Here is a 26,745-nt window from a genome sequence, read left to right as displayed (position 1 = left end):
GCCGGCCGCGCCGCCGGGGCGGCTCGTCGTAGGGGGCGCCGACCGGGTTCGGGTGTGACGGCCGGGAGGGAAAACACCGGTATCCTTAGGTGTCCGTGTCCCTTCCGTCCGCCTGTCTGGAGTCGTCGTGCGCATCGATCTGCACTGCCACTCCATGGCCTCCGACGGCACGGACACCCCGGCCGAGCTGGTGCGCAACGCCGCCGCGGCCGGACTGGACGTCGTCGCGCTGACCGATCACGACACCACCCGCGGGTACGGCGAGGCCGTCGCCGCGCTGCCCGAGGGGCTGACGCTGGTCACCGGGGCCGAGCTGTCCTGCCGGGTCGACGGCATCTCGATGCACATGCTGGCCTACCTCTTCGATCCCGAGGAGCCCGCCCTGCTCGCCGAGCGGGAGCTGGTCCGGGACGACCGGGTGCCGCGGGCCAAGGGCATGATCGCCAAGCTGAACGCGCTGGGTGTGCCGGTCACCTGGGAGCAGGTCGAGCGGATCGCCGCCGGCGGCTCCGTCGGGCGTCCGCACATCGCCACCGCGCTGGTGGAGCTGGGGGTCGTGCCGACGGTGAGCGACGCGTTCACCGAGGAGTGGCTGGCCGACGGCGGGCGGGCCTTCGTGGAGAAGCACGAGACCGACCCCTTCGAGGCCATACGGCTGGTCAAGGCCGCCGGCGGAGTCTGCGTCTTCGCCCACCCGGCCGCCGCCAAGCGGGGCCGCACCGTGCCCGACTCCCGCATCGCGGAGATGGCCGAGGCCGGACTGGACGGCATCGAGGTCGACCACATGGACCACGACGCCGACGCCCGGGCCCGGCTGCGCGGCCTGGCCGGGGAACTGGGACTGCTGGTCACGGGCTCCTCCGACTACCACGGCAGCCGCAAGACCGTGGCGCTGGGCGCGTACACGACCGACCCCGAGGTGTACGGGGAGATCACCCGGCGGGCGACGGGCGCGTTCCCGGTGCCGGGCACCGGCGGAGCCTGAGGCCCTCCGGGGCCGGTCCGCCGTACCACCTCACGCCCGTTCCTCCTCTTCCCGCAAGGCCTGTACTTCCCCCATGTTCGACATCGCCGTCTTCGGCTCCCTGTTCCTGACCCTTTTCGTCATCATGGATCCCCCCGGGATCACCCCGATCTTCCTCGCCCTGACCGCCGGACGGCCGGCCAAGGTGCAGAAGCGGATGGCCTTCCAGGCCGTCTGCGTGGCGGGCGGGGTCATCGCCGTCTTCGGCGTCCTGGGCCACCAGATCCTCGACTACCTGCACGTGTCCGTGCCCGCGCTGATGATCGCGGGCGGGCTGCTGCTCCTGCTGATCGCGCTGGACCTGCTCACCGGCAAGACCGACGAGCCGAAGCAGACCAAGGACGTCAACGTGGCCCTCGTGCCGCTCGGCATGCCGCTGCTGGCGGGACCCGGCGCGATCGTGTCCGTGATCCTGGCCGTGCAGAAGGCCGACAGCGTGACGACGCAGATCTCGGTGTGGTCCGCGATCCTCGCCATCCATGTCGTGCTGTGGCTGGTGATGCGCTACTCGCTGCTGATCATCCGGGTCATCAAGGACGGCGGTGTCGTCCTGGTGACGCGGCTCGCGGGCATGATGCTCTCCGCGATCGCCGTGCAGCAGATCATCAACGGTGTCACTCAGGTGATCCGGGGGAGCTGACCCTCGTCGGCTCGGCTCCCCCGGAAAGCTTGAGTGGCGAAAGCCCGCGTACGGGCTACGAGGCCTTGGCCTCGGCCGGGCGGATCCACAGGCGCTGTCCGATGGCGGCGGCCTGCTGAACGATCCGGTTGACGGAGGCGGCGTCCACGACGGTGCTGTCGACGGCCGTGCCGTCGATCTCGTCGAGTCGCATGATTTCGAAGCGCATGGGCTTCTCCCTTCGTCTGGTCATCCTCCTGCGGAGAACTACTGGTGTGACAGCCGGTGCATCCGGTGTCGTACGTAGTCAACGCGTCCTTTGTTACGAACATTCCCTACGCTAAAGAAATTTTTCGAACAACTAATAACTGACCGGTAAGCGGAAGGGAAGGGACCGAGCGGGACCGGTTGAGTCCGCACGGTGACCACCGGGACAATGGAGACGATGAACGACGACCTGGCCGCCGTCCTCGGGGCCCGCATCGACCGTACGAACGCGCTGCTGGAACGCATGCTCGCCGAGGTGGCGAAGACGCCCTCCACCCACGCGATCTTCGTCGACGCCGGTTATCTGTACGCCGCCGCCGGCCGGCTGGTCGCCGGAACCGAGGACCGCCGGGCCTTCGACGTGGACGCCGAGGGTCTGATCGACGCGCTGATCGACCGAGCCCGCATGATCTTCGCGGACAGCCGGCTGCTGCGCGTCTACTGGTACGACGGCGCCCGGCGCCGCATCCACACCGCCGAGCAGCAGGCCATCGCGGAACTGCCCGACGTCAAGGTCCGCCTCGGCAACCTCAACGCCAACAACCAGCAGAAGGGCGTCGACTCGCTGATCCGCACCGACCTGGAGTCACTGGCGCGGCACCGCGCGATCAGCGACGCGGCCCTCCTCGGCGGCGACGAGGACCTGGTCTCGGCGGTCGAGGCGGCCCAAGGCTACGGCGCCCGCGTCCACCTCTGGGGCATCGAGGCACCCGAGGGCCGCAACCAGGCGGAGCCGCTGCTCTGGGAGGTCGACAGCCAGCGCACCTTCGACCTGGACTTCTTCAAGCCGTACGTCTCCCGGCGCACGGCCGCCACCTACGACGCCACCGGCACCGCCCGCCCCACCCGCGACGACGTCCGCTTCATCGGCGCCCAGATCGCGGCCAAGTGGCTCGGCTCCCGGGGCCGTGAGGCCCTCGCCGAACTGTTCCCCGGCCATCCCTACCTGCCCGGCTCCGTCGACCAGGACCTGCTGGTCGAGGCCGAGGCGCTGCTCCAGTACTCCCTGCGCGGCCAGGCGGAGCTGCGCCGCGCGCTCAGGGACGGCTTCTGGGAGCACTTGCGGACGCAGTACTAGGCCGGTTTCCGGGCGGTCCCGGCGCTGTCGTCCCAGAAGTCGGCCAGCGCCCGCGCCGTCTCCAGCGGCCGGTCGGTGTTCGGTGAGTGCTCGGCGTCCTCGACGACCGTGCGCCGGGCCCCCAGCCGTACGGCCATGTCGTCGAGCAGCGGCAGCGGCCAGGTGTCGTCCCGCGCGCCCGACAGCACATGGAACGGCAGCGGCAGGGCCGCCAGTTCGGCGACCCGGTCCGGCTCCGTGCACAGCTGGCGCCCGGTGGCCAGCAGCTGGGCGGGCTTGGTGCCCAGCCAGCGGCGCCGCAGGTCGTCCCGGTCGTCCAGGCCGGCGTCGAGCGCGGGCGTCCCCGTCTCCTCCGGCGGCTCCATCGCCTGGATCGTCTCCCACACCTCCGCCATGCCCAGCACCGCGAGGGCGTCCTGGAGCAGCTTCACACGCTGCTGCTGGGACGCGGAGATCCGCGCCGGGCCGGAGGCCATCAGAGTGAGCGACAGAAAGGGCGAGGGGTCGAGCAGTACGGCCGCGCGCGCGATCTGGCCGCCGAGGGAGTGCCCCAGCAGATGCACCGGGCCGCCGACCGCCTCCGCCTGCGCGAGCACGTCCCGCGCCAGCTCCTGCTGCGCGTAGGCCGACTCGTCCGTCACCGGGCCGTCCGACTCGAACTGGCCCCGCCCGTCCACGGCGACGGTCCGGTACCCGCGCTCGGCGAGCGGCACGTGCAGCGGATTGAAGTCCTCCTTGCTCCCGGTGAACCCCGGCAGCAGCAGCGCGACCCCTCTCGGCTCGACACCGGCGGCCACCGGCGCGTCGACCACGGCGAACTCCCCGCGCCCCGTCCGGAGCGAGTACGCACGGGCACCGGGCGGCGGAACGAAGGTGGCGGGCCTGCTCATGGGGAGAGGCTATCGGCAGGGGCGGGAAGGGGTCTGCGGGGCCCGTGACGGATCGGCCGGAGACGCCGATGGCCGGGCCCACTGTCGTGGACCCGGCCATCGGACCGGTGCTGCCGCCTTGCCGCCGGATCAGGCTTCGGGAGCCTCCGCGGCGGCCGTGGCCTTGCGGGTGCGGCGCGGCTTGGGCGTCGTCGTACCGGCGCTGTCACCGGCCGCCTCGGCAGCGGACTCCGCCGCCTTGCGGGTCCGGCGCCGCGGCTTGACCTCCGGCTCCTCGGTGGCCTGCGCCGGAATCTCCGGGGCAGCCGCCTCGGCAACGGTGGCCTTGCGCGTCCGGCGCGCCTTCGGAGCGGCGACCGCCTCCCCGTCACCGGCGTCCGCGGCGGCGGCCGTCTTCCGGGTGCGGCGGGGCTTTACCTCGGCTTCGGGGGCCTCGGTGGTCTCGGCGGCGGCCGCGGTCTTGCGGGTGCGGCGCGGCTTGGCTTCGGCCTCGGCGGCCTCGGGTGCGGCTGCCGCGGTCTTGCGGGTGCGGCGGGGCTTGACCTCGGCCTCGGCGGCCTCGGTGGCCTCGGGTGCGGCGGTGGCCGTCTTGCGAGTGCGCTTGGGCTTGGCCTCGGCTTCGGGAGCCTCGGGGGCGTCGGCGGCGGCCGCGGTCTTGCGCGTACGGCGCGGCTTGGCCTCCGTGCCTTCGGCGGGTTCCGCGGTGGCCTCGGCGGCGGCCGTGGTCTTGCGGGTGCGCTTGGGCTTGGCCTCGGTGTCGGCGGCTTCCGGTGCGGCTGCCGCGGTCTTCCGGGTGCGGCGGGGCTTGACCTCGGCCTCGGCGGCCTCGGTGGCCTCGGGTGCGGCGGTGGCCGTCTTGCGAGTGCGCTTGGGCTTGGCCTCGGCTTCGGGAGCCTCGGGAGCGTCGGCGGCGGCCGCGGTCTTGCGGGTGCGGCGCGGCTTGGTCTCCGCCTCGGCCTCGGGGGCGTCGGGCGCGGCCGGCTCCGCGGTCTTGCGGGTGCGGCGGCGCGGCTTGGCCTCCTCCGGGGCCTCGGCGGCGGCCACGGCCGTCTCCGCCTCGGCGGCCGGCTCGGCGGTCTTGCGGGTGCGGCGGCGCGGCTTGGTCTCCGTCGCCGGCGCGGCCTCCGCCACCGGGGCGTCCGCGACCACGGGCTCGGCCACCGGGGCCGTGGCCTCCGCCGGCACCGGCTCGGCCGTCGCCGGCTTCCGCGTACGACGGCGGCGCGGCTTCTCCGGGGCCTCCTCCACGGCGGCGGGCGCCGCCACCCGGGCCACCGGCTCGACGGCGGGAGTCTCCACCTCGGCCACCGGCTCGACGGCGGGCGTCTCCTCGGTCGCCGTGGCGGCCGTCACCGGCTGCGCGGGCGTTCCGCCGCGCGTGCGGCGACGGCGGCGGGGGGGGGGGTACGGGCCGTGGACTGGGTCTCCTCCGTCCCGGCCGCCTCGGCGGCCGGCGTGGCGACGGCGGGGGAGGCGTCCAGCACCGCGCCGCCGCGCGTCCGGCGGCGCCGGCGCGGCGTACGGGCCGGACGCTCACGCTCGGCCGACGGGGCACGGTCGTCCGCCTGGGGCCGGTCGTCCCGGCCGCCACGGCCACGGCCGCGCGCGCCTCGTCCGCCGGTCTCGCCGAGGTCCTCCAGCTCCTCCGCGTCCAGACCGGCACGGGTCCGCTCGGAGCGCGGCAGGACGCCCTTGGTGCCCGCGGGGATGCCGAGGTCGGAGAACAGGTGCGGAGAGCTGGAGTACGTCTCCACCGGGTCGTTGAAGTCCAGCTCCAGCGCCTTGTTGATCAGCTGCCAGCGCGGGATGTCGTCCCAGTCGACGAACGTGACCGCCGTACCCTTGGCGCCCGCCCGGCCCGTGCGGCCGACGCGGTGCAGGTAGGTCTTCTCGTCCTCGGGGGACTGGTAGTTGATGACGTGGGTGACACCCTCGACGTCGATGCCGCGCGCGGCGACGTCGGTGCAGACCAGGACGTCGACCTTGCCGTTGCGGAAGGCGCGCAGCGCCTGCTCGCGGGCGCCCTGGCCGAGGTCGCCGTGGACCGCGCCGGAGGCGAACCCGCGCCGCTGGAGCTGCTCGGCGATGTCGGCGGCCGTCCGCTTCGTACGGCAGAAGATCATCGCCAGTCCGCGGCCCTCGGCCTGGAGGATGCGGGCGACCATCTCCGGCTTGTCCATGTTGTGCGCGCGGTAGACGAACTGCTTGATGTTCGCGACCGTCACGCCCTCGTCGTCCGGCGCGGTGGCGCGGATGTGGACGGGCTGCGACATGTAGCGGCGGGCGAGGCCGATGACCGCGCCCGGCATGGTCGCCGAGAACAGCATGGTCTGGCGCTTGGCCGGCAGCATGCCGATGATCTTCTCGACGTCGGGCAGGAAGCCCAGGTCGAGCATCTCGTCGGCCTCGTCGAGGACCAGGCTCTTGATGTGCCTCAGGTCCAGCTTCTTCTGGCCCGCGAGGTCGAGCAGCCGGCCCGGGGTGCCGACGACCACGTCGATGCCCTTCTTCAGGGCCTCGACCTGCGGCTCGTACGCCCGGCCGCCGTAGATCGCGAGGACGCGGACGTTACGGACCTTGCCCGCCGTCAGCAGGTCGTTGGTGACCTGGGTGCACAGCTCGCGCGTGGGGACGACGACGAGGGCCTGCGGGGCGTCGGTGAGGGCGTCGGGGGTGGCGCGTCCGGCCTCCACGTCGGCGGGGACGGTGACGCGCTCCAGGAGCGGGAGGCCGAAGCCCAGCGTCTTGCCGGTGCCGGTCTTGGCCTGGCCGATGACATCCGTGCCGGAGAGGGCGACGGGGAGTGTCATCTCCTGGATGGGGAAGGGAGTGATGATGCCGACGGCTTCCAGGGCCTCGGCGGTCTCGGGAAGGATTCCGAGTTCACGAAACGTCGTAGTCAGGGTGCTGCCTCTTCTGTGTGTGCGGTGCGAGGCGAGCGCGGGGGATCATGTCTGACCGTGCCGGGGACGTCGGCCGCCGTACGGACGAACCACTCGGGCAAGCCGTAAGACACGGGACCTCTGCCGACGCTCTAGCGCTCGTACCGCTGAGGGTCTCTCCCGTTGTCGTACGGTCAGAGCCGTACGGTCCGTGGAGAGCTGTCGGGTCGGAGCCGATCGGGCCACCGACCGGGCATCCTCATGCGTGCGGCCTGTCGGACACGTCGAACACCGTCGACGCACTCAGCAGGCGCATTACCACCATACCCCGGATCGACGCACATGCGATGGCCGATTCGGTCACGTAGTGGTGGTCACAGTGATCGGCGGGTGAATCCCGGTGATCGGCCGAGGGCTTGAGCGAGCCGCCGAGCGGGCTATTGTGCGCCTCATGAGTAGCTCTGACAAGCCTGAGAACGCGTCCGCCGAACCCTCCGGCCCCACCGGTGTCGCCGCCCAGGACTGGGCGCAGGCGTCCGCCGAGCCGCAGTACCGCGCCGCCGTCGTGGACCTGCTCGGCGCGCTCGCGTACGGGGAGCTGGCGGCGTTCGAGCGGCTCGCGGAGGACGCCAAGCTCGCGCCGACCCTCGCGGACAAGGCGGAGCTGGCGAAGATGGCCTCGGCCGAGTTCCACCACTTCGAGCGGCTCCGGGACCGGCTGACCGAGATCGGCGAGGAGCCGACGGCCGCCATGGACCCGTTCGTGGCCGCGCTCGACGGCTTCCACCGCCAGACCGCGCCCTCGGACTGGCTGGAGGGCCTGGTCAAGGCGTACGTCGGCGACTCGATCGCCAGCGACTTCTACCGGGAGGTTGCGGCCCGCCTCGACGCCGACACGCGTGAACTGGTGCTCGCCGTGCTGGACGACACCGGGCACGCCGGGTTCGCGGTGGAGAAGGTGCGGGCCGCCATCGACGCCGACCCGCGCGTGGGCGGCCGGCTGGCGCTGTGGGCGCGGCGGCTGATGGGCGAGGCGCTGTCGCAGTCGCAGCGGGTGGTCGCCGAGCGGGACGCGCTGTCCACGATGCTCGTGGGGGGCGTGGCCGACGGCTTCGACCTCGCCGAGGTCGGGCGGATGTTCTCGCGGATCACCGAGGCGCACACCAAGCGGATGGCCGCGCTGGGCCTCGCGGCCTGAGCGGCGGCTGCCCGGGCCCGCCGCCGGCACCACAGCCGCTACGCCGGCGCTGATCGGCGGCGCAGGCCGCCCGCCGGGCGCAGCAGCAGGGACAGCGAGGCCACCGAGATGACCGCGGCACCCAGCAGGCTGAGCAGCGCGGTGCCGGGGCCCAGGGCGGTGCGGGTGACGAAGTCGCCGAAGAGGGCTCCGGCGACGCCCGTCGAGTACACCAGCGGGCGGGCCGGCAGCCGGTGGGCGAGGCGGTGCGCCCCCGCCCAGGCGAGGATCAGACCGAGCACGGCGGAGCCGAGTGCTTCGTAGATCATGTCGGGGGTCCCTCCCACGGCCGGTCCGGCTCGACGGTTGTAGCCCGTCATACCCGTGACCTGCGGATTGCAATCCTTGGCTGTGGAGAAGTCGTGCTCCGTATGTGTGTGCGGACCATACGGCGCAAGGGCGCGTTCACACGTACGGCCGGGGCGCGCGGGGCATACGAAGGGCCCGGCGGCACACGGCCGCCGGGCCCTTCGCCACGCCTGCGGTTCAGAGCGCGCCGAAACCGACCTTGCGCACGGTCGGCTCGCCGATCTCCACGTAGGCCAGCCGGTCCGTCGGCACCAGGACCTTGCGGCCCTTCTCGTCCTGGAGGCTGAGGAGCCCCGTCTTGCCGGCGAGGGCCTCGGCCACGATGCCCTCGACCTCCTCGACGCTCTGACCGCTCTCCAGAACGATCTCGCGGGGCGCGTGCTGCACGCCGATCTTGACCTCCACGGCTATGTCCCTCCGACGGTCAGTGATGTGCGCGATCAACCGCGCCGTACCCAGCACACATTAGCCCGGTGAGGCGACCCGTACGCCGCGGGACGGAACGCCACGAGCGAACACCGGCCGGGAACAAACCGGAAAACGCGCCCGGCGCACCCGGAGGAACGCCGGTCAGTGGTGCTCGGTGCCGTGCAGCGGGAAGCCGGCGATGCCCCGCCAGGCCAGCGAGGCCAGCAACTGCACCGCCTGGTCGCGCGGAACGCTGCGGTCGCTGTGCAGCCAGGAACGGGCGACCACCTGGGCGAGTCCGCCGAGGCCCGAGGCGAGCAGCATCGATTCCGCCCGGGACAGGCCGGTGTCCTCGGCGATGACGTCGCAGATCGCCTCGGCGCACTCGGTGGCGACCTTGTCCACGCGCTCGCGCACCGCGGGCTCGTTCGTCAGGTCGGACTCGAAGACCAGCCGGAAGGCCCCGCCGTCGTCCTCCACATAGGCGAAGTAGGCGTCCATGGTCGCCCGGACGCGCTGCTTGTTGTCGGTCGTCGAGGCGAGCGCGCCCCGCACGGCCTGGATCAGCGACTCGCAGTGCTGGTCCAGCAGCGCCAAGTAGAGGTCGAGCTTGCCGGGGAAGTGCTGGTAGAGCACCGGCTTGCTCACCCCGGCCCGCTCGGCGATGTCGTCCATCGCCGCGGCGTGGTAGCCCTGCGCGACGAAAACCTCCTGAGCGGCGCCCAGCAACTGGTTCCGCCGGGCTCGGCGCGGCAGGCGCGTGCCACGCGGGCGTGCTGCCTCAGTCTGCTCGATGGCTGTCACGCCGCCTCCCAAAGTCGTCCACATGCGGTGTCGGCCGCGCGGCCATCGTACTTTTCGGTAACAGTGGTGTGCGCGGTGCGAGCGCAGAATTTCACGTAGCGGACGGCGGCGAAAGCCGTGCGGCGCCCTCAGGAGGCCGGCCGCGGGTCCGGAGCGGGCGGGCCGGGGTCCCGCGAGGTCAGCGGTAGTCGTCCTCGTCGAGCGTGACCACGCGCGCCTGCTCCAGTAGATCGGCCTCGTTCCCGCGGTCCGGATCCACGCTCGTCAAGGGGTCGTCACGGTCCGGCGCGATGTCCGTGTGCTGCTCGGCGGCGTCCACCTCGGGTGCCTCGACGCCGAACTCCGCCACCGCGTCGGGCTCCAGCTCGTCGATGTCCTCGATCGCGTCGGGCTCTGTGGGGTCATAGGCCATGGTGGGCTCCCTTCCTACGAACGTCCCTGGAACAGCAGGGGCCACACGCGGGTGCCCTCTGTACGAGCCTAGGAGACTGCTGATCCGGACGCCATGCCGTCAGGCCCGTTCGCCGACCGGTTCTCCGTCCGAATACGATCCATTCTGTGACGGCGAACACATGAAACCGGACGTGATCACCTCGTAACATTGCCGCATGTCTTCGACCGAGTCGCCGTCCGTGCCGGCCGCCAGTGTTCTTCCACGAGTGGCGCCCGTCCGGGCCGGTGACGGCGAGCGGCTGCGGTCGGTGGCACTGCCCGGTGTCACGCTGACGATCCGGTCCCGGCCGCCGGCGCGCGAGGGCCTGCCGCCCGCGCTGTACGTCCACGGTCTCGGCGGCTCCTCGCAGAACTGGTCGTCGCTCATGGCGGAACTGGACGGCGTCGTGGACAGCGAGGCGGTCGACCTGCCGGGCTTCGGCGACTCGCCGCCACCGGACGACGGCGACTACTCCGTCACCGGGCACGCGCGCGCGGTGATCCGTCATCTCGACGCGGCCGGCCGCGGCCCGGTCCATCTCTTCGGCAACTCCCTCGGCGGCGCGGTCGCCACGCGCGTGGCCGCCGTACGCCCCGACCTCGTCCGCACGCTCACGCTCGTCTCGCCCGCCCTGCCCGAGCTGCGCATCCAGCGCACCGCGGTGCCGACGGGGCTGCTCGGCGTGCCCGGGATCGCGGCCCTGTTCACCCGGCTCACCAGGGAATGGACTCCCGAGCAGCGGGTGCGCGGGGTGATGGGGCTCTGCTGGGGCGATCCGGAGCGGGTGACGCCCGAGGCCTTCCGGCAGGCCGTGGAGGAACTGGAACGGCGGCTGCGGCTGCCGTACTTCTGGGACGCGATGGCCCGCTCCGCACGCGGCATCGTGAACGCCTACACGCTCGGCGGGCAGCACGGACTGTGGCGCCAGGCCGAACGGGTACTGGCCCCCACCCTGCTCGTCTACGGCGGCCGCGACCAGCTCGTCGGCTTCCGCATGGCCCGCAAGGCCGCCCGCGCCTTCCGCTGCTCCCGGCTGGTGACCCTGCCGGACGCCGGGCACGTGGCGATGATGGAGTACCCCGACGTGGTCGCCGGCGCCTTCCGGGAACTGCTCGCGCAGCCGCCCGGCACCGACAGCACCGTCCCGGGCGCGAGGAGCTGAGGGCCAGGGTGGGACGCCACAGCCGCCGCGGACCGGCCCCCAAGGCCGAGACGACGGACATAACCGCAGAACGCACCGGCAGACACGGCAACCGCGCCGACGGCCGGCCGGACCCCGCCCCGAGGCCGCGGCCCGGCACGGGGAGCCGGCGGGCGGCGCGCCGACGCCGGGCCCGCGCGACGGCGCTCCGGGGCGGCCCGACGGCTCCGCGGGACGGAGCACGCCCCAGTTCTCCGGCGGCACCCCCGCACGCGGTGTGCCGCGTCGGCCGGAAGCCGATTCCGCGCGGGGCGGGCATCCCGAGCAGCGGGAAGCCGGAGGCGGCTGGGGAGAGTTCGCCGGCCGGTCCGGCGGCCCGGTCCCGCCCGGTGGAGCCGCCGGCCGCGGCGGCTCGCGCGGGTCCGACGGCACTCCCGCGCACGGTACGCCCGGCTCCTCCGGCGGCGACCCCGCACGCGAGGGCTCCGGGGCTCCCGGCGCCGCTCCCGGGCACGGTGTGCCCGGTGCCGTCGACGGCGGCGTGCCCGGTGCGGTGCTGCCCCGGCAGCGGCAGGCGGGGCCGGACGGCGGTTCCGGGCGCGGTTCGAGGTCCGGAACCGGCGGCCCCCGGCAGGAGTACCTCGAAGCCTTCGACGGCGCCCGCCCGCGCCGTGCCCGGCGCGAGGACACCGCTGACGTCCCGGCCGGTCCCGGCTCCGGCTCCGCGCGCCGTACCGCAGGACGGCCGGCCGAGCCGCCGCAGGGGTCCGGCGCCGGTGTGCCCGCGCAGCGCGGCGGCGCCAGGGGGCGGGCGTTCACCGGTATCGCGGCGGCCGCCGTCACCACCGTGCTCGCGGTGATCGTCGCCGGCCAGGTCGCCAAGACGCGGGACGACGCGGACGTACGGTCCCGGTCCGCCGGCCACGCCCACGGCACCCGCGCCTCCGGCGCACCGGCGCCCGCGGCCGTGCCGAGCACGGCGCCGTTGACGTACGAGCAGAAGATGAGCCGGACCTACCCGCTCGGCGCCGGCCTGCGCGGGCCGGGGAGGTTCGACGTCGTGCCCGGGTTCGACAAGGCGCCCGGCACCGGGCAGAAGTACCGCTACCGCGTCGATGTCGAGCAGGGCCTCGGACTGGACGGCGCGCTGTTCGCCGAGGCCGTGCAGAAGACCCTCAACGACCGGCGCAGCTGGGCCCACGGCGGCGCGCGCACCTTCGAGCGCATCTCCTCCGGCACGCCCGACTTCGTGATCACGCTGGCCAGCCCCGGCACCACCGCCAAGTGGTGCGCCAAGTCCGGCCTGGACACGACCGAGGACAACGTTTCCTGCGACTCGGCCGCGACCGAACGCGTCATGATCAATGCCTACCGGTGGGCTCAGGGCAGCACGACATACGGTGACCGGATCCACGCGTACCGGCAGATGCTGATCAACCACGAGGTCGGCCACCGGCTCGGCCACGGACACGTCACCTGCCAGAAGGACGGCGAGCTGGCGCCCGTGATGCAGCAGCAGACCAAGTTCCTGGACCACGACGGGATCCACTGCCGGGCCAACCCCTGGCCGTATCCGGGGAGTTGACGCGCGCCGCTTATGTCAGATTGACATAAGCCCGCATGTTCATTCATATTTCTGCGCATGTGGTCCAGTCACGCCGTCCCCGCGAGCGCCTCCATCGAGCTGGCGCTCATCGGCGTGACCGCACTCTGCGTGGCCGACATCCACTGTCGCTGACGGCGCCTCCCTCGGCGTTCGCGTCGCGACTGTTCACTCCTTTTCTCCGTGACCGTGTCACGGATTTTTCGACGACCCGACGCCGGGGCCGACGTCTGTCCGCAGTCGTCTCATTCCTCGTCCACATGTCTCACCTGTCGAGAAACTCTCGATCCATCCGTCGAGAAGCACTCGATCAACGTTGATCAATCCACTGGTCAACCCGACTCGTCACCCCGAGAGGTCGTCATTCCGATGCGTCAACCGTCCGTCAGAGCGCGCCGCGTGGCAGCGGCATCCGTCAGCCTGGTCGTGGCAGCGGGCGTCGCCGCCTGTGGCCCGAAGGACAGCGATGCCAAGGCTTCCGGTGGCGACTCCGCGCCCCGCAAGGGCGGCACGCTCACGATCCTGAACTCCCAGCCGCAGAGCGACTTCGACCCCGCGCGCCTGTACACCTCCGGCGGCGGAAACGTCCCCTCGCTGGTCTTCCGCACCCTCACCACGCGCAACCGCGAGAACGGCGAGGCCGGCGCGAAGGTCGTCCCGGACCTCGCCACCGACACCGGACGCCCCAACAAGGACGCGACCGTGTGGACGTACACCCTGAAGAAGGGCCTCAAGTACGAGGACGGCACGCCGATCACCTCGGCCGACATCAAGTACGGCATCGAGCGCTCCTTCGCCCCCGAACTCTCCGGCGGCGCGCCCTACCTGCGGGACTGGCTGGTCGGCGCCGCCGACTACCAGGGGCCGTACAAGGACAAGAAGGGCCTCGCCGCGATCGGGACGCCGGACGAGCGGACCATCGTCTTCCACCTGAACAAGCCCGAGGGCGAGTTCCCGTACCTGGCCACGCAGACGCAGTTCACCCCGGTGCCCAAGAGCAAGGACACCGGCACCGAGTACGAGTCGCACCCGGTCTCCTCCGGCCCCTACAAGGTCGTCAAGAACGAGAACGACGGCGAGCACCTCGTCCTGGAGCGCAACCCGAACTGGTCGGCGGCGACCGACGCCGAGCGCAAGGCGTACCCGGACACCATCGACGTGCGCTCCGGCCTCGACTCCTCGGTGATCAACCAGCGGCTGTCCGCGTCCCAGGGCGCGGACGCCGCCGCCGTCACCACGGACACCAACCTTGGCCCCGCCGAACTGGCCAAGGTCAGCGGCGACAAGGAACTGGCCGCGCGCGTGGGCACCGGCCACTTCGGCTACACCGACTACCTCGCGTTCAACCCCGAGGTGAAGCCGTTCGACAACCCCAAGGTGCGTCAGGCGATCGCGTACGCCATCGACCGCTCCTCCGTGGTCAACGCGGCCGGCGGCAGCGCCCTCGCCGAGCCCGCCACCACCTTCCTGCCCGACCAGAAGTCCTTCGGCCACACGCCGTACGACCCGTTCCCGGCCGGCGAGTCCGGCAACCCGGCGAAGGCCAGGGAGCTGCTCGCGCAGGCCGGTCACAAGAACGGTCTCACCATCACGCTGACCCACTCCAACAGCAAGGACTTCGAGACCAGCCCGGAGATCGCCACCGCCGTCCAGGACGCGCTGAAGAAGGCCGGCATCACGGTCAAGCTCCAGGGCCTGGAGGAGAACGACTACAAGGACAAGATCCACAGCGTGAAGTCCGAGCCGGGCCTCTTCCTCGCCCACTGGGGCGCGGACTGGCCGTCCGGCGGTCCCTTCCTCGCGCCCATCTTCGACGGCCGGCAGATCGTCAAGGACGGAGCGAACTTCAACACGGGCCTGCTGGACGACACGTCCGTCAACGACGAGATCGACGCGATCAACAAGTTGACCGACCTCGACGCCGCCGCCCGGCGCTGGGGCGCGCTGGACAAGAAGATCGGCGACAAGGCCCTCGTCGTGCCGCTGTTCCACCCGGTCTACAAGCGCCTGTACGGCAAGGACGTCAAGAACATCGTCATCAGCGACTGGACCGGTGTCCTGGACGTCTCCCAGGTCGCGGTGAAGTAGCGCCGTGAGCGAGGCACTCGTCGCCGTCGAGACCGCCGGGACGGACACCACCGTCCCGGCGGTCTCGGGGGCCCGTCAGTTCTGGCGGCGGCTGCGGGCGCAGCGCGCCGCCCTGGTCGCCGCCGTCGTCGTCGCACTGCTCGTCCTGGTCGCGCTCGCCGCGCCGCTGCTCACCGCCGTCGAGGGCCAGGACCCCACCACCTACCACCCCGACCTGATCGACTCCGCCCGCGGAGGCGTGCCCATCGGCTCCCTCGGCGGCGCGAGCGCCGGCCACTGGCTGGGCGTCGAGCCGCAGACCGGACGCGACCTGTTCGCCCGGCTCGTCTACGGCGCGCGGGTCTCGCTCGGTGTGTCGCTGGGCGCCACGCTGGTCCAGGTCCTCCTCGGGGTCGCCGTGGGCACGGCCGCCGGACTGGGCAACCGCTGGGTCGACCTGGTGCTGAGCCGGATCACCGACATCTTCGTCGCGATGCCGCTGATGATCATGGCCCTGGCCCTGCTGGCCGTCGCGCCCGACGGCTTCCCGCGCCCGGTCCTGGTCGCGCTGATCCTCTCCCTGGTCGCCGGATGGTCCACGATGGCGAAGATGGTGCGCGCCCAGACGCTCGCCCTGAAGAACCTCGACTACGTCTCCGCCTCCCGGCTCAGCGGCTGGAGCACCTGGCGGACCGCCGTGCGCGAACTCCTCCCGGGTCTCGCCGCGCCGGTCATCACCTATGCCGCGCTGCTGGTCCCGGCCAACATCAGCGCCGAGGCGGCCTTGTCCTTCCTCGGTGTCGGAGTCAAGCCGCCCACGCCCTCGTGGGGCCAGATGCTCACCTCCGCCGACGTCTGGTACGAGGCCGCCCCGCAGTACCTGCTGCTGCCCGCCCTCGCCCTGTTCGTGACCGTGTTCGCCATGACCGTCCTCGGCGACGGCGTCCGCGTCGCCCTCGACCCGCGCGCCGCCTCCCGGCTGCGCGTCGGCACCGGCCGCAAACGGGAGGCCCGCGCCGAGGCGGCCCTGGCGAACGCCTCGCCGGCCACCGGGACCGCCGTGGCGGACACCGCTGCCGGGAAGGAGGAGAGGGCGTGAACGGCCTCACCGGTTTCGTCCTGCGCCGGCTCGTCGGCGCCGTGATCACCCTGTTCGTGCTCTCGGTGATCATCTACGTCGTCTTCTACGTCACCCCCGGCAACGTCGCCCAGATCACCTGCGGCCCGCGCTGCTCCCCGGCCCAGGTCCACCAGGTGGCCCAGCAACTCCACCTCGACGACCCGCTGTACGTGCGCTACTGGCACTTCCTGCATGGCGTCTTCGCGGGCCAGGACTACTCCACCGGCACCTCCGTGGAGCACTGCTCGGCGCCCTGCCTGGGCCAGTCGTACCAGAGCGGCCGGCAGGTCACCGACATCATCCTGACCAAGCTGCCGGTGAGCTTCTCGCTGGTGCTCGGCGCGATGGTGATCTGGCTGCTGCTCGGCGTCGGCACCGGCGTGCTGTCCGCCTGGCGGCGCGGCCGGCTCTCCGAACGCGTGCTGACCGCGATCACCCTCGCCGGCGTCGCCACCCCCGTCTTCGTCATCGGCCTGGTCCTGATGATCGTCGTCTGCGGCGAACTCCGGCTGCTGCCCTTCCCGCAGTACGTGAACTTCACCGACGACCCCGAACAGTGGGCGTGGAACCTGCTGCTGCCATGGCTGTCCCTCGCCCTCATCGAGGCGGCCAACTTCGCCCGGCTGACCCGGGCGTCGATGCTGGAGACACTGGCCGAGGACCACATCCGCACCTTCCGCGCCTACGGCGTCGGCGAACGCGCGGTGATCACCCGGCACGCCCTGCGCGGCGCCACGGCCTCCGTCATCGCCCTCAACGCGGTCACCTTCGGCTCGGCCGTCGGCGGCGCCGTGCTCACCGAGACCCTGTTCGGCCTGCCCGGCATCGGCCAGGAACTGGTGCACGCGGTCAAGGTCGTCGACCTGCCGGTGGTCGTCGGCATGGTCCTGGTGACCGGCTTCTTCGTGGTCCTCGCCAACGCCGTCGCGGACGTCCTGTACGCGGTGGCCGACCGACGGGTGGTGCTCGCATGAGCCTGGTGGAAGTGACGGACCTGACCGTCCGGTTCGGCGCCCTGCGCGCCGTCGACGGGCTCTCCTTCAGCCTCGCGGAGGGCGCCGCCCTCGCCCTGGTCGGCGAGTCCGGCTCCGGCAAGTCCACGGTCGCGGGCGCCCTGCTGGGCCTGCACCGGGGCACCGGCGCCCGGGTCGGCGGCACGGTCCGGGTGGCCGGCACCGACGTCCGGGCGGCCTCCGACGAGGAACTGCGCCGGCTGCGCGGCGCCAGGGCGGCCATGGTCTTCCAGGACCCGCTGTCCTCGCTCGACCCGTACTACGCGATCGGCGACCAGATCGCCGAGGTCTACCGCGTCCACGCGCGCGTGTCGCGCCGCGCCGCACGCGCCCGTGTCGTGGAGGTGCTGGACCGGGTCGGCATCCCGGACGCGGCACGGCGGGCCCGGTCGCGTCCGCACGAGTTCAGCGGCGGCATGCGCCAGCGCGCCCTCATCGCCATGGCCCTCGCCGGCGAACCGGACCTGCTGATCGCCGACGAGCCGACCACCGCCCTCGACGTCACCGTCCAGGCCCAGATCCTCGACCTGCTGCACACCCTGCGCGCGGAGACCGGCATGGGCCTGCTGCTCGTCACCCACGACGTGGGTGTGGCCGCCGAGAGCGTGGACGACATCCTCGTCATGCGGCACGGCAGGGCCGTCGAACGCGGCCCGGTCGGCGCCGTCCTCGCCGCGCCCGCCGAGGCCTACACCCGCGAACTGCTCGACGCCGTCCCGCGCGTGGACGCCCGCCGCACCGGCCCGCCGGCCACCGGCGAGGTCGTGCTGGAGGCCACCGGTGTACGGCGCGAGTTCGGGCGCGGCAAGCGGGCGTTCGCGGCCGTGGACGACGTCTCGGTGACCGTCCGGCGCGGGGAGACCCTCGGCGTGGTCGGCGAGAGCGGCAGCGGCAAGACCACGCTCGGCCGCATGCTGGTCGGGCTGCTGGAGCCGACCGCCGGCGAGATCCGCTACGCCGGGCGCCCGCACACCGGGGTGAACCCGGCCGTCCAGATGGTCTTCCAGGACCCCGTCTCCTCCCTCAACCCCCGCCGCAGCATCGGCGAGTCCATCGCCGACCCGCTGCGCGCGCGGGGCGAACACGACGAGGAGCGCATCCGGGCGCGGGTGTCGGAACTGCTGGCGCGCGTGGGACTCGACCGGGCGCACTACGACCGCTACCCGCACGAGTTCAGCGGCGGCCAGCGCCAGCGCGTCGGCATCGCACGGGCGCTCGCCGCCGAGCCGCGCGCTCTCGTCTGCGACGAGCCGGTCTCCGCGCTCGACGTCACCACGCAGGCCCAGGTGGTCGCCCTGCTCGGCGAACTCCAGCGGGAACTCGGGCTGGCGCTGGTCTTCATCGCGCACGACCTCGCCGTCGTCCGCCAGGTCAGCGACCGGGTCGCGGTGATGCGGCGTGGCCGGCTCGTCGAGTACGGGCCCGCCGACGAGGTCTACGACAGCCCGCGCGAGCCGTACACCAAGCAGCTCCTGGCCGCCGTGCCCGCCCTCGACCCGGAACTGGCGGCCCGGCGGCGCGCCGCCCGACGCGATCCGGCGGCCGCCTAGCGGCCGGCACCGCGCCCGCACCGCAGGCCGTGACGTTTCGCGCTCGTCCGATCACCGTGTGACGCATTAGCGCGGTCGAACGCGACCCGCACGCGAAAGTTACGAGCGTTCACCCCTTTTGGTGGCGCGACGGACAACCGTCCGTCGCGCCACCGCCTTGTCCCCTTACGTTCATCCCGCTGCGAGCCGCCGGTCCGATGGCGGCTCCCCAGACGGGAGACCGGGGGTGCACACATGCGCTTGGGGCTGCTTACCGAGGGTGCCCGCCCGTATGCGAGCGGTGCCGCCGCGTCCTGGTGCGAACGGCTGGTGCGCGGACTCGGGCAGCACGAGTTCGACATCTACGCGCTCGGCGGCGGCCGGCGCCGGGAGGCCGGGGTCCGGCCCGCGCTGCCGCCGCAGGTCCGCCGGGTGCGCACGGCGCCGCCGTGGACGGCCGGTGACGCCGGCCTTCCCTACGGCCGGCGCGCACGCCGACGCTTCGCCGAGTGCTACGGCGAACTGGTCGGGGCGGTGTGCGCGGGCGCCGGGGCCGCAGGTGAGGGGCCGGACGCGTCCGGGGATCTGGCGGACCGTTTCGGCAGTGCGCTGTACGCACTCGCCGAACTCGCCCGCGAGGAGGACGGGCTGGCCGGCGCCCTGCGCTCGGACATCGCCGTGCGCGCCCTGGAACGAGCCTGCCGCGCGCCCCGCGCGCTGTGCACGGCGCGCGAGGCCCGGGTGACCGACCTGCTCACCGTCACCGCGCACCTCGAACACGCGCTGCGGCCCCTCTCGCTCGACTGGTACGGCGACGACGCGCTCGGCGCGGCCGACCTCTGCCACGCCACCACAGGCGGCCCGCCCGCCCTCTGCGGGCTGCTCGCCCGGCACTTCCACGGGGTGCCGCTGCTCGTCACCGAGTTCGACGTGCACCTGCGCACCCACTACCTGACGTCCGGCCCCGGCACCGCCGCTCCCGCCGTACGCGCCGTGCTCGCCGCCTTCCACGGCCGGCTCGCGGCCGAGGTCTACCGCGCGGCCGAACTCCTCACCTCCGGTGACGCGCACGCGCGCCGCTGGCAGGAACGGTGCGGCGCCGACCGCGCCCGGATCCGCACGGTGTATCCCGGCGCGGAGGCCGAGCGGTTCGGGGAGGCGGACGCGTCGACGGTCCCGGCCGATGCGTACACGCTGGTCTGGGCCGGGAGCGTGGACCCGGCCGAGGACCTGGTGTCCCTGCTGCACGCCTTCGCCGAGGTCCGCCGGGAGGAGCCGAAGGCCCGGCTGCGCATCGTGGGCACGCCGTCCGGCGCCGAGGGAGCGGCCTATGCCGGCCACTGCCGGGCGCTGGCCGCGCGGCTGTTCCCCGGCGAGCCGGAAGGCGACCGTCCCGTCTCCTTCGAGGAGATCGGCCCCTCGGAGGAGACGAGGGTGTCCGACGCGTACGCCGCCGGCGCGGTCGTCGTCCGCTCCGGCCATGCGGAGGGCTTCCCGGCCGGCCTCGTCGAGGCGATGCTCACCGGCCGGGCCACCGTGTCCGCGGACGCGGGCGCGGTCGCGGAGGTCATCGGCGGCACGGGACTGGTCGTACCGCCGCGCGATCCCCGAGCGCTCGCGCAGGCGTGCGTGGCGTTGCTGCGCGACCCCGAGCGGCGCGTGCGCCTCGGCGCCGCCGCGCGCGCCCGGGCGCTCGAACTGTTCACCGTCGAGCGGACCGTCACGGCTTTTCACGGCCTCTACCTGGAGATCGTCTCCCGCTGCCCGGTCCGCCGGTCCGCCCCGGACGAGCCCCGCCCCTTCGCGACCCCCGCCGAGACCTTCGTCCCCGGCCACTGGACCGGCCCCACGGCCCCCGCCCCGCCCCGCGGCGTCCCCGCCTGGGCGGCCCGCACCCCGTCCCGGGCCACCCGGCCGTCGGCGGAGGAGACCCGATGACCGGCCTGCGGCGCCGTCCCTCCACCGACGGACCGGGCTCCGGCCCGCCCGTGGAGCCGCGGGGGCGGAAGGGAGAGCCGGTGGAGCCGGGCGGGCCGGGTACGGCGGTGCGGCCGGAAGAGGCGAACAGGCCGGTCGCCGGGAGCGGGGACGACCTGGGCGACGGCGCTCCGGCCCGGAGAGATGCGGCCGCCTCGGACCACCCGGGAATGCCGAGCGGCGCGGAGCCATGGGACGCGCGGTCGGGGGAGTGGGTGCCGGCTCCGGCTGTCGCGCCGGACTCCGGGCGCGGAGCACCGCCGGCCGACCGTGTTCCCGGAGCGCCGGCCGGACTTCGCGGGCGGGTTTCCGGTACGCGGGCCGAAGCCGTGGAGGGCGACGCCTGGTGGACGGCTCCGGCCGGACGGGGTCCTGGGAGCGGTCCCTCCGCGCCGGACGGGTGGTCGGCGCGGACGCCGGCCGGCGGTGCCGCCCAAAGCTCCGGCGACCCGGTGAAAGCCCTGCTGCACGGGCACCCCGAGCTGTGCGAGCGGGCGGTGGACCCGTTGGAGACCGCCGTGCGCCTGGAGTCGTACGGCATCACCGACCGGACCGCCGCCCACTTCCGCCACCGTGACGTCTTCTCGCTCGCCGAGGAGCTGTACGCGCGCGTGCCGTGCGACACCGAGCGGCCCTCCCCGCAGCCCCGGCCCCTCCCCGGACCCCGCGTCCGAGCAGGCTGGGTCCTGCTCGCCCTCCTGCCCGGAGCGCTCGGCGCGGCGACGGTGACCGGACTGCGCCTCACCCACGGCACCCCCCGCCTGCTGGTGGCACTCGGCGGCCTCCTCGCCGTCGCCCTCGCCACCCGCGCGGCCCTGCGCCACGGCCCGCTCGCCGGCCCGCCCGGCGCACGCGCCCGGCGCACCACGCCGGGCACCGGCGCGTGGACGCTCTGGCTGCTCGGATACGCCCTCCTCGGCGACGGCCTGCTGCGCGCCGTCCTGACCGGCGGCCCCGACGCCCCGCCCACCGGGACCCCGGACGGCCCCTGGCCCACGGCCACCGCGCCCGTCCTGGCCCTCCTGCTGGCCTGCGCCCCCGCCGCCTGGTGCGCCCGCCTCCTCGCCGCCGGAGCCCGCCGCGGGCTCGCCGCCAGCCGGAGCCTGAAGGCGTTCACGGCCGCGATGACCCCTGTGCTGCCCGGCGCGTTCGCCCTGTACCTCGGCGCCCTGGCCGCGCTGCTCGCGCTGTGCGGCACCGTCCTGCGCCAGCCCGCGGCCTACCCACAGGCCCTCGCCCTGGGCGCCCTGCTGCTGTCCGCCCGCCTGCTCACCGCGCACCGCCACCGGCGCGCACCCGCCCGCGCACTGGGCGCCGCCGTGGCCGTGGAGGCGGTGGCCCTGGCGCTGCCGCCGGCCGGCCGGCTGTCCGGCTGCGCCTTCCTGGCGGCCCCGGTCCAGACCCTCGTGGACGCGTGCGGCGAGGCCGCCGTACCGGTCCTCGCCTGCGGCACCGCGGCCCTGGCCCTGCTCTGGCACGCCGGCCGCACGCTCACCCGGGCCTCGGCCCACGCCCCCACGGGAGCACCCGAGTGAATCTCCCGCCCGCCGGTCCGACCCGACCCGCCACGGGCATCCGCACCATCTCTTCGAAGGAGAAGACCAGATGACCACCTCCCGACCCGGAGCGTCCGGAGCCACCGGAACCGCCGGAGCGTCCGGAGCAGCCGCACCAGCCGTCGAAACGGCCGGTACCACCGGCGCGCACACCCCGGGAGCCGCCCGATGAGGGTCCTGCTGATCGGAGCCAACGGATTCATCGGCCGTTACGTCGCCGACCGCCTGCTCGCCGACCCGGCCGTCCAGCTCACCGCGCTCGGCCGCGGCGACGACGCCGACGTCCGCTTCGACCTCGCCACCGGCAGCCCGGGCGCGCTCACCCGCTTCCTGGACGCGGTCCACCCCGGAGTCGTCGTCAACTGCGCCGGCGCGACCCGGGGCGGCGCCCGCGAACTGACCCGGCACAACACCGTCGCCGTGGCCACCGTCTGCGAGGCGCTGCGCCGCAGCGGCTGCGGCGCGCGCCTGGTGCAGATCGGCTGCGGCTCCGAGTACGGCCCCAGCCAGCCCGGCTCCTCCACGCCCGAGGACGCCGTGCCGCGCCCCGGCGGCCCGTACGGCGTCAGCAAGCTCGCCGCGACCGAACTGGTCCTCGGCTCCGGCCTGGACGCGGTCGTCCTGCGCGTCTTCTCGCCGGCCGGGCCCGGCACCCCGGCGGGCTCCCCGCTCGGCCGGCTCGCCGAGGCCATGCGCCGCGCCATGCAGTCCGGAGACGGCGAGCTGAAGCTCGGCGGGCTCGGCGTCCAGCGTGACTTCATCGACGTACGCGATGTCGCCCGGGCCGTGCACGCGGCCTCGCTCTCCGCCGCGCAGGGCGTGATCAACATCGGCTCCGGGCGCGCCGTCCGCCTCAGGGACGCCGCCGCCGTCCTGGCGCGCGTGGCCGGCTACGGCGGTGCCCTCCACGAACTGGACGCCCCGCCCGGGCCGCTGCGGGCCGCTCTCGGGCACCCCCGCGCCGACGCCGACCACGCGCCCCCGGTCGCCTACCCCTACCCGGACGGCTGCGGCAGCTGGCAGCAGGCCGACGTACGCACCGCCCGCGACCGCCTCGGCTGGCGGCCCCGCATCAACCTGGAGGAGTCCCTGGCCGACATCTGGATGGAGGCGGCGTGCCGCATCTGACCGCTGCCGCGCCCGAGCGCACCGGCTCCCGGCGGACGCTGCCCGGTTGCTGGGACGGCATCGTCTCGCACACCGGAACGGGTGTCTCGGAATGAAGAAGGGCGTGGCAGTGTTACGAGGAGAACAACTGTAGTGATTGACCGACCAACGGAGTCCCCGTGTCGCTGCCACCCCTGGTCGAGCCAGCTCCCGAGCTCACCGTAGACGAGGTCCGCAGGTACTCCCGCCACCTGATCATCCCCGACGTGGGCATGGACGGGCAGAAGCGGCTGAAGAACGCCAAGGTGCTCTGTGTGGGCGCCGGCGGCCTGGGCTCGCCGGCACTGATGTACCTGGCCGCCGCGGGCGTGGGCACCCTCGGCATCGTGGAGTTCGACGAGGTCGACGAGTCGAACCTGCAGCGCCAGATCATCCACAGCCAGTCCGACATCGGCCGTTCCAAGGCCGAGTCGGCCCGTGACACCGTCAAGGGCATCAACCCGTACGTGAACGTGATCCTTCACGAGGAGCGGCTCGAAGCCGACAACGTGATGGACATCTTCAGCCAGTACGACCTGATCATCGACGGCACCGACAACTTCGCGACCCGGTACCTGGTCAACGACGCGTGTGTGCTGCTGAACAAGCCGTACGTGTGGGGCTCGATCTACCGCTTCGACGGCCAGGCGTCCGTCTTCTGGTCCGAGCACGGCCCCTGCTACCGCTGCCTGTACCCGGAGCCGCCGCCCCCCGGCATGGTCCCCTCCTGCGCCGAGGGCGGCGTGCTGGGCGTGCTGTGCGCGTCGGTCGGCTCCATCCAGGTCAACGAGGCGATCAAGCTCCTCGCCGGCATCGGTGAGCCGCTGGTCGGCCGTCTGATGATCTACGACGCCCTGGAGATGCAGTACCGCCAGGTCAAGGTCCGCAAGGATCCCGACTGCGCGGTCTGCGGCGAGAACCCGACCGTCACCGAGCTGATCGACTACGAGGCCTTCTGCGGCGTCGTGTCCGAGGAGGCCCAGGCGGCGGCGATCGACTCCACGATCACTCCGAAGCAGCTCAAGGAGTGGATCGACGACGGCGAGAACATCCAGATCATCGACGTCCGCGAGCCGAACGAGTTCGAGATCGTGTCCATCCCGGGCGCCACGCTGATCCCGAAGAACGAGTTCCTGATGGGCACCGCCCTGGAGAGCCTTCCCCAGGACAAGAAGATCGTCTTGAACTGCAAGACGGGTGTCCGCAGTGCGGAAGTCCTCGCGGTCCTGAAGTCCGCCGGCTTCGCCGACGCGGTTCACGTCGGCGGCGGAGTCATCGGCTGGGTCAACCAGATCGAACCCGACAAGCCGGTCTACTGACCACGGGTCTCGCCCACCGGCACGGCTGACGAAGCCCACGGCCTCCGAACTGCTCGGACGCCGTGGGCTTTTGTCGTTGGTCGCGTGCCGCCGTGGGCTTTCCGGGGCGCTACTTGAGGTTGATGGTCTGTTCCTCGGTCGCGGGGCTTGCCGGGCGGGTGACCGTGATGCTCTTCGCGAAGGTGTGTGCCTCGTCGTCGCTGTCGATGCAGGTGACCTTGACGTTGGCGGCGAGGCCCTTCTTCGCCGGGACCTTGGTGAAGGTGATCGAGTAGGACTCGGCCACGTTCTCACCGGAGAGCTGGTCGGAGGCGACCTTGCCCTTGGTGGTGATCGTCACGTCGGTCACCGAGGAGTCCTCGAACCGCTCGCAGCTCGCGGTCCCGGTCACCTTGACCCTGCCGGAGTTCGGGTTGGCGTGGGCCGCACCGGCCGTCGCGGCGGGAACGACCAGTGCCAGCGAGGCCACGGCCCCGACGGTACCGAGCTTGCAGGCCCTGCTGCTGAAATCCCGCATACCAGTCTCCACTCGTCTGCTGAGGACGGCATGTGGCGAGGACGTCGAGCGCTGTGCATCCGGGCACGGCGTCCGATCGCCAGATGCGGTGTGCCGTCGCGGTGGGTTGACGGGCCGGCCACTGCGGGCGCCTGCGGCTACGGGCCCGGCCCGATCGGATCGGCTGTGGCGGCCACCGTCCGAGCGTATCGACCCCTGAGTGAGCTGTCTAATTATGAGGTTTTTGTTGAAATTAGTCTGCTATGGGCAGACTTTGCCGTCCTTCGGTGTCGTTCCGTTCAGCAGATAGGCGTCCACCGTCGCGTCGACACAGGCGCTCCCGCTGCCGTACGCGCCGTGCCCCTCTCCCTTCCAGGTGAGTTCGACGCCGACTCCCCGGCCCAGTTCGTCGGCCATCTCGCGGGCGCCCTCGTACGGGGTGGCCGGGTCGCCGGTGTTGCCGATCAGCAGGATCGGGGCCGCGCCCGGCGCGGCGACCTCCGGAGTGTCGTACTGGCCCGGCACCGGCCAGTCGTGGCACCAGCCCGCCGTGTCCCAGCCGAGGTACTCCCCGAACACCGGGGAGATCCGCTCGAACCGGGCCAGTCGTCGCTTCGTCTCGGCGAGCGTCGGCCGCTGCTTCTCGTCCAGGCACGAGATGACCCGCTGGGAGTGGGACATGGTGCCGTAACGGCCGGACGCACCCCGTTCGTTGTACTCGTCGGCGAGCGCCAGCAGTTCCGAACCGTCGCCCTCCTGCGCCGACTTGAGCGCGCCGGTCAGCCTCGGCCAGCTCGGCTCGCTGTACAGCGGCAGGATGATCCCGGTGGTCGCGAGGGTCTGCGTCAGCTTCCGTCCGGACGAGGTCGGCAGCGGCGTGGCGTCGAGCCGCTTCAGCAGGCCGGCTATCTTCCGCGTGCCCTGAACCGGGTCCTGGCCGGTGGACTTCAGATAGTCGTCCAGGGCCCGCTGGAAGCCGCGGGCCTGGTTCTCGGCATGCCCCACCGTGTCCGCGGCCGGGTCGACCACCGCGTCCAGCACCAGCCGGCCCACCCGCCCGGGGAACAGGTGGGCGTAGACACCGCCGAGTTCCGTGCCGTAGGAGATGCCGAAGTAGTGCAGCTCGTCGTCGCCGAGGACCTGGCGCATCAGGTCCATGTCGCGGGCCGTGTCGGTGGTGGACACATGGGCCAGCAGCGGGCCGGCGGCCTTCTGGCAGCCCTCGCCGAAGTCGGCGGCGTCCTGGAAGTAGGCCTCCTCCTCGGCCGGGGTGTCCGGTGTGGCGTCCACGGCCTCGGCGGCCTGGATCCCGCGGTCGTCGCGGCAGCGCACGCCACTGCTCGCGCCGACCCCGCGCGGGTCCCAGCTCACCAGGTCGTACCGCTTGTGGAGCGCGGAGACGGCGGAGGTGTAGTACGGCATCGTCGACACGCCGGAGCCGCCCGGGCCGCCGAAGTTGAACAGCAGTGAGCCGATGCGGTCGCCGCCGGTCGCCCGCGAGCGGATGAGGGAGACGCCGATGGTCCGGCCGGCCGGATCGGACCAGTCCAGCGGCACCTTGAGTGTCGCGCACCGCCATGTGCCGCCCGGTGCGGAGGTGTTCCCGGAGGCCTCGCACCGGTGCCAGCCGAGCCGTTGGGAGGTGAGCGAGGCGGGGAGGGCCGTGGCGGACGGCGCGGCCGGGGAACTTGATGCCGACGGGGGAGCGGAGCCGGTCCCCTTGCCCTCGTCGCCCTTTCCGTCCCCGCCGGACGAGCCGCCGCAGCCGGCCAGCAGCAGTCCCGCCGCCAGCGCGGCCGTCCACCGCGGAAATCGCATCACGCGCAC

23 protein-coding genes and 1 pseudogene are annotated in these 26,745 nt (G+C 73.0%); 15 read left to right on the top strand and 9 right to left on the bottom strand.

Annotated features, from left to right (window positions below):
• Nucleotides 1–127: 127 nt before the first annotated feature.
• Together SCK26_RS13410 and SCK26_RS13405 are read left to right on the top strand one after the other, a co-directional pair.
• Entirely contained in the window at nucleotides 128–985 is an 858-nt protein-coding gene (locus tag SCK26_RS13410; protein ID WP_318201535.1) for a PHP domain-containing protein, read from the top strand.
• A 73-nt stretch (nucleotides 986–1,058) separates the two neighbouring features.
• Nucleotides 1,059–1,664, top strand: coding sequence for a MarC family protein (locus SCK26_RS13405; protein WP_318201534.1), 606 nt, complete (start codon nucleotides 1,059–1,061; stop codon nucleotides 1,662–1,664).
• 55 nt (nucleotides 1,665–1,719) lie between these two features.
• Here the strand turns inward: SCK26_RS13405 and SCK26_RS13400 are convergent, their stop codons facing one another.
• On the bottom strand, nucleotides 1,720–1,872 hold the full coding sequence (locus SCK26_RS13400) for a hypothetical protein (RefSeq protein WP_318201533.1): 153 nt from the start codon (nucleotides 1,870–1,872) through the stop codon (nucleotides 1,720–1,722).
• A 207-nt stretch (nucleotides 1,873–2,079) separates the two neighbouring features.
• Between SCK26_RS13400 and SCK26_RS13395 the strand changes: the two genes are divergently transcribed.
• Entirely contained in the window at nucleotides 2,080–2,988 is a 909-nt protein-coding gene (locus tag SCK26_RS13395; RefSeq protein ID WP_318205997.1) for an NYN domain-containing protein, read from the top strand.
• Here SCK26_RS13395 and SCK26_RS13390 read toward each other — a convergent pair.
• Nucleotides 2,985–3,878, bottom strand: a complete 894-nt coding sequence (locus SCK26_RS13390) for an alpha/beta hydrolase (RefSeq protein WP_318201532.1) — start codon at nucleotides 3,876–3,878, stop codon at nucleotides 2,985–2,987. The genes SCK26_RS13395 and SCK26_RS13390 overlap by 4 nt on opposite strands.
• Nucleotides 3,879–4,007: 129 nt before the next feature.
• Nucleotides 4,008–6,688, bottom strand: a pseudogene (locus SCK26_RS13385) (DEAD/DEAH box helicase).
• 523 nt (nucleotides 6,689–7,211) lie between these two features.
• Here SCK26_RS13385 and SCK26_RS13380 point away from each other — a divergent pair.
• Nucleotides 7,212–7,958 (top strand): ferritin-like fold-containing protein, encoded by a 747-nt coding sequence (locus tag SCK26_RS13380; RefSeq protein ID WP_318201531.1) that lies wholly within the window; start codon nucleotides 7,212–7,214, stop codon nucleotides 7,956–7,958.
• 38 nt (nucleotides 7,959–7,996) lie between these two features.
• Here the strand turns inward: SCK26_RS13380 and SCK26_RS13375 are convergent, their stop codons facing one another.
• From SCK26_RS13375 to SCK26_RS13360, 4 genes are all read right to left on the bottom strand, one after another.
• Nucleotides 7,997–8,266, bottom strand: coding sequence for a hypothetical protein (locus SCK26_RS13375; RefSeq protein ID WP_318201530.1), 270 nt, complete (start codon nucleotides 8,264–8,266; stop codon nucleotides 7,997–7,999).
• A gap of 217 nt (nucleotides 8,267–8,483) precedes the next feature.
• Nucleotides 8,484–8,711, bottom strand: a complete 228-nt coding sequence (locus SCK26_RS13370; RefSeq protein WP_030614747.1) for a DUF3107 domain-containing protein — start codon at nucleotides 8,709–8,711, stop codon at nucleotides 8,484–8,486.
• Between the two features lie 165 nt (nucleotides 8,712–8,876).
• Nucleotides 8,877–9,518, bottom strand: a complete 642-nt coding sequence (locus SCK26_RS13365) for a TetR/AcrR family transcriptional regulator (RefSeq protein ID WP_318201529.1) — start codon at nucleotides 9,516–9,518, stop codon at nucleotides 8,877–8,879.
• Nucleotides 9,519–9,696: 178 nt separating this feature from the next.
• Nucleotides 9,697–9,930: a hypothetical protein gene (locus SCK26_RS13360; protein ID WP_318201528.1), complete on the bottom strand. Its 234-nt coding sequence runs from the start codon at nucleotides 9,928–9,930 to the stop codon at nucleotides 9,697–9,699.
• A 196-nt stretch (nucleotides 9,931–10,126) separates the two neighbouring features.
• Between SCK26_RS13360 and SCK26_RS13355 the strand changes: the two genes are divergently transcribed.
• From SCK26_RS13355 to moeZ, 11 genes are all read left to right on the top strand, one after another.
• On the top strand, nucleotides 10,127–11,113 hold the full coding sequence (locus tag SCK26_RS13355) for an alpha/beta hydrolase (protein WP_318201527.1): 987 nt from the start codon (nucleotides 10,127–10,129) through the stop codon (nucleotides 11,111–11,113).
• 256 nt (nucleotides 11,114–11,369) lie between these two features.
• Complete coding sequence (locus SCK26_RS13350) at nucleotides 11,370–12,677, top strand: DUF3152 domain-containing protein (protein WP_318201526.1); 1,308 nt, start codon at nucleotides 11,370–11,372, stop codon at nucleotides 12,675–12,677.
• A gap of 57 nt (nucleotides 12,678–12,734) precedes the next feature.
• Nucleotides 12,735–12,830: an Ms4533A family Cys-rich leader peptide gene (locus SCK26_RS13345; RefSeq protein ID WP_318201525.1), complete on the top strand. Its 96-nt coding sequence runs from the start codon at nucleotides 12,735–12,737 to the stop codon at nucleotides 12,828–12,830.
• 234 nt (nucleotides 12,831–13,064) lie between these two features.
• Nucleotides 13,065–14,783 (top strand): ABC transporter substrate-binding protein, encoded by a 1,719-nt coding sequence (locus tag SCK26_RS13340; RefSeq protein ID WP_318201524.1) that lies wholly within the window; start codon nucleotides 13,065–13,067, stop codon nucleotides 14,781–14,783.
• A gap of 4 nt (nucleotides 14,784–14,787) precedes the next feature.
• Complete coding sequence (locus tag SCK26_RS13335; RefSeq protein ID WP_318201523.1) at nucleotides 14,788–15,861, top strand: ABC transporter permease; 1,074 nt, start codon at nucleotides 14,788–14,790, stop codon at nucleotides 15,859–15,861.
• The gene (locus SCK26_RS13330; RefSeq protein ID WP_318201522.1) at nucleotides 15,858–16,856 is read left to right on the top strand and encodes an ABC transporter permease; all 999 of its coding nucleotides are present in this window, start codon (nucleotides 15,858–15,860) and stop codon (nucleotides 16,854–16,856) included. The genes SCK26_RS13335 and SCK26_RS13330 overlap by 4 nt, the downstream gene beginning before the upstream one ends.
• Nucleotides 16,853–18,445, top strand: coding sequence for an ABC transporter ATP-binding protein (locus SCK26_RS13325; protein ID WP_318201521.1), 1,593 nt, complete (start codon nucleotides 16,853–16,855; stop codon nucleotides 18,443–18,445). Before SCK26_RS13330 ends, SCK26_RS13325 begins: the two co-directional genes overlap by 4 nt.
• Before the next feature lie 234 nt (nucleotides 18,446–18,679).
• Nucleotides 18,680–20,362: a DUF3492 domain-containing protein gene (locus tag SCK26_RS13320; protein ID WP_318201520.1), complete on the top strand. Its 1,683-nt coding sequence runs from the start codon at nucleotides 18,680–18,682 to the stop codon at nucleotides 20,360–20,362.
• A gap of 491 nt (nucleotides 20,363–20,853) precedes the next feature.
• A complete protein-coding gene (locus SCK26_RS13315; RefSeq protein WP_318201519.1) occupies nucleotides 20,854–21,936 on the top strand; it encodes a hypothetical protein in 1,083 nt (360 codons plus the stop codon).
• Between the two features lie 189 nt (nucleotides 21,937–22,125).
• Entirely contained in the window at nucleotides 22,126–23,085 is a 960-nt protein-coding gene (locus SCK26_RS13310) for an NAD-dependent epimerase/dehydratase family protein (protein ID WP_318201518.1), read from the top strand.
• A gap of 158 nt (nucleotides 23,086–23,243) precedes the next feature.
• Nucleotides 23,244–24,422 carry an adenylyltransferase/sulfurtransferase MoeZ gene (moeZ, locus tag SCK26_RS13305; RefSeq protein WP_318201517.1) on the top strand — a complete coding sequence of 393 codons (1,179 nt, stop codon included), beginning with the start codon at nucleotides 23,244–23,246 and terminating at the stop codon, nucleotides 24,420–24,422.
• 109 nt (nucleotides 24,423–24,531) lie between these two features.
• Here the strand turns inward: moeZ and SCK26_RS13300 are convergent, their stop codons facing one another.
• Entirely contained in the window at nucleotides 24,532–24,939 is a 408-nt protein-coding gene (locus SCK26_RS13300; protein WP_318201516.1) for a hypothetical protein, read from the bottom strand.
• A gap of 240 nt (nucleotides 24,940–25,179) precedes the next feature.
• Nucleotides 25,180–26,739 carry an alpha/beta hydrolase gene (locus tag SCK26_RS13295; protein ID WP_318201515.1) on the bottom strand — a complete coding sequence of 520 codons (1,560 nt, stop codon included), beginning with the start codon at nucleotides 26,737–26,739 and terminating at the stop codon, nucleotides 25,180–25,182.
• Nucleotides 26,740–26,745: the final 6 nt, after the last annotated feature.

Origin of the sequence: Streptomyces sp. SCL15-4 (assembly GCF_033366695.1) — a bacterium.
In the GTDB taxonomy this organism is placed as follows: domain Bacteria; phylum Actinomycetota; class Actinomycetes; order Streptomycetales; family Streptomycetaceae; genus Streptomyces.
This window is presented reverse-complemented; position numbering and strand designations above follow the sequence as displayed.

Bases quoted from the DNA above. Each gene is read 5' to 3' on its own strand.
- SCK26_RS13405 (WP_318201534.1), top strand. From the start codon at position 1,059: ATGTTCGACATCGCCGTCTTCGGCTCCCTGTTCCTGACCCTTTTCGTC.
- SCK26_RS13400 (WP_318201533.1), bottom strand. From the start codon at position 1,872: ATGCGCTTCGAAATCATGCGACTCGACGAGATCGACGGCACGGCCGTC.
- SCK26_RS13395 (WP_318205997.1), top strand. From the start codon at position 2,080: ATGGAGACGATGAACGACGACCTGGCCGCCGTCCTCGGGGCCCGCATC.
- SCK26_RS13390 (WP_318201532.1), bottom strand. From the start codon at position 3,878: ATGAGCAGGCCCGCCACCTTCGTTCCGCCGCCCGGTGCCCGTGCGTAC.
- SCK26_RS13380 (WP_318201531.1), top strand. From the start codon at position 7,212: ATGAGTAGCTCTGACAAGCCTGAGAACGCGTCCGCCGAACCCTCCGGC.
- SCK26_RS13375 (WP_318201530.1), bottom strand. From the start codon at position 8,266: ATGATCTACGAAGCACTCGGCTCCGCCGTGCTCGGTCTGATCCTCGCC.
- SCK26_RS13360 (WP_318201528.1), bottom strand. From the start codon at position 9,930: ATGGCCTATGACCCCACAGAGCCCGACGCGATCGAGGACATCGACGAG.
- SCK26_RS13355 (WP_318201527.1), top strand. From the start codon at position 10,127: ATGTCTTCGACCGAGTCGCCGTCCGTGCCGGCCGCCAGTGTTCTTCCA.
- SCK26_RS13345 (WP_318201525.1), top strand. From the start codon at position 12,735: ATGTGGTCCAGTCACGCCGTCCCCGCGAGCGCCTCCATCGAGCTGGCG.
- SCK26_RS13340 (WP_318201524.1), top strand. From the start codon at position 13,065: ATGCGTCAACCGTCCGTCAGAGCGCGCCGCGTGGCAGCGGCATCCGTC.
- SCK26_RS13325 (WP_318201521.1), top strand. From the start codon at position 16,853: ATGAGCCTGGTGGAAGTGACGGACCTGACCGTCCGGTTCGGCGCCCTG.
- SCK26_RS13320 (WP_318201520.1), top strand. From the start codon at position 18,680: ATGCGCTTGGGGCTGCTTACCGAGGGTGCCCGCCCGTATGCGAGCGGT.
- SCK26_RS13310 (WP_318201518.1), top strand. From the start codon at position 22,126: ATGAGGGTCCTGCTGATCGGAGCCAACGGATTCATCGGCCGTTACGTC.
- SCK26_RS13300 (WP_318201516.1), bottom strand. From the start codon at position 24,939: ATGCGGGATTTCAGCAGCAGGGCCTGCAAGCTCGGTACCGTCGGGGCC.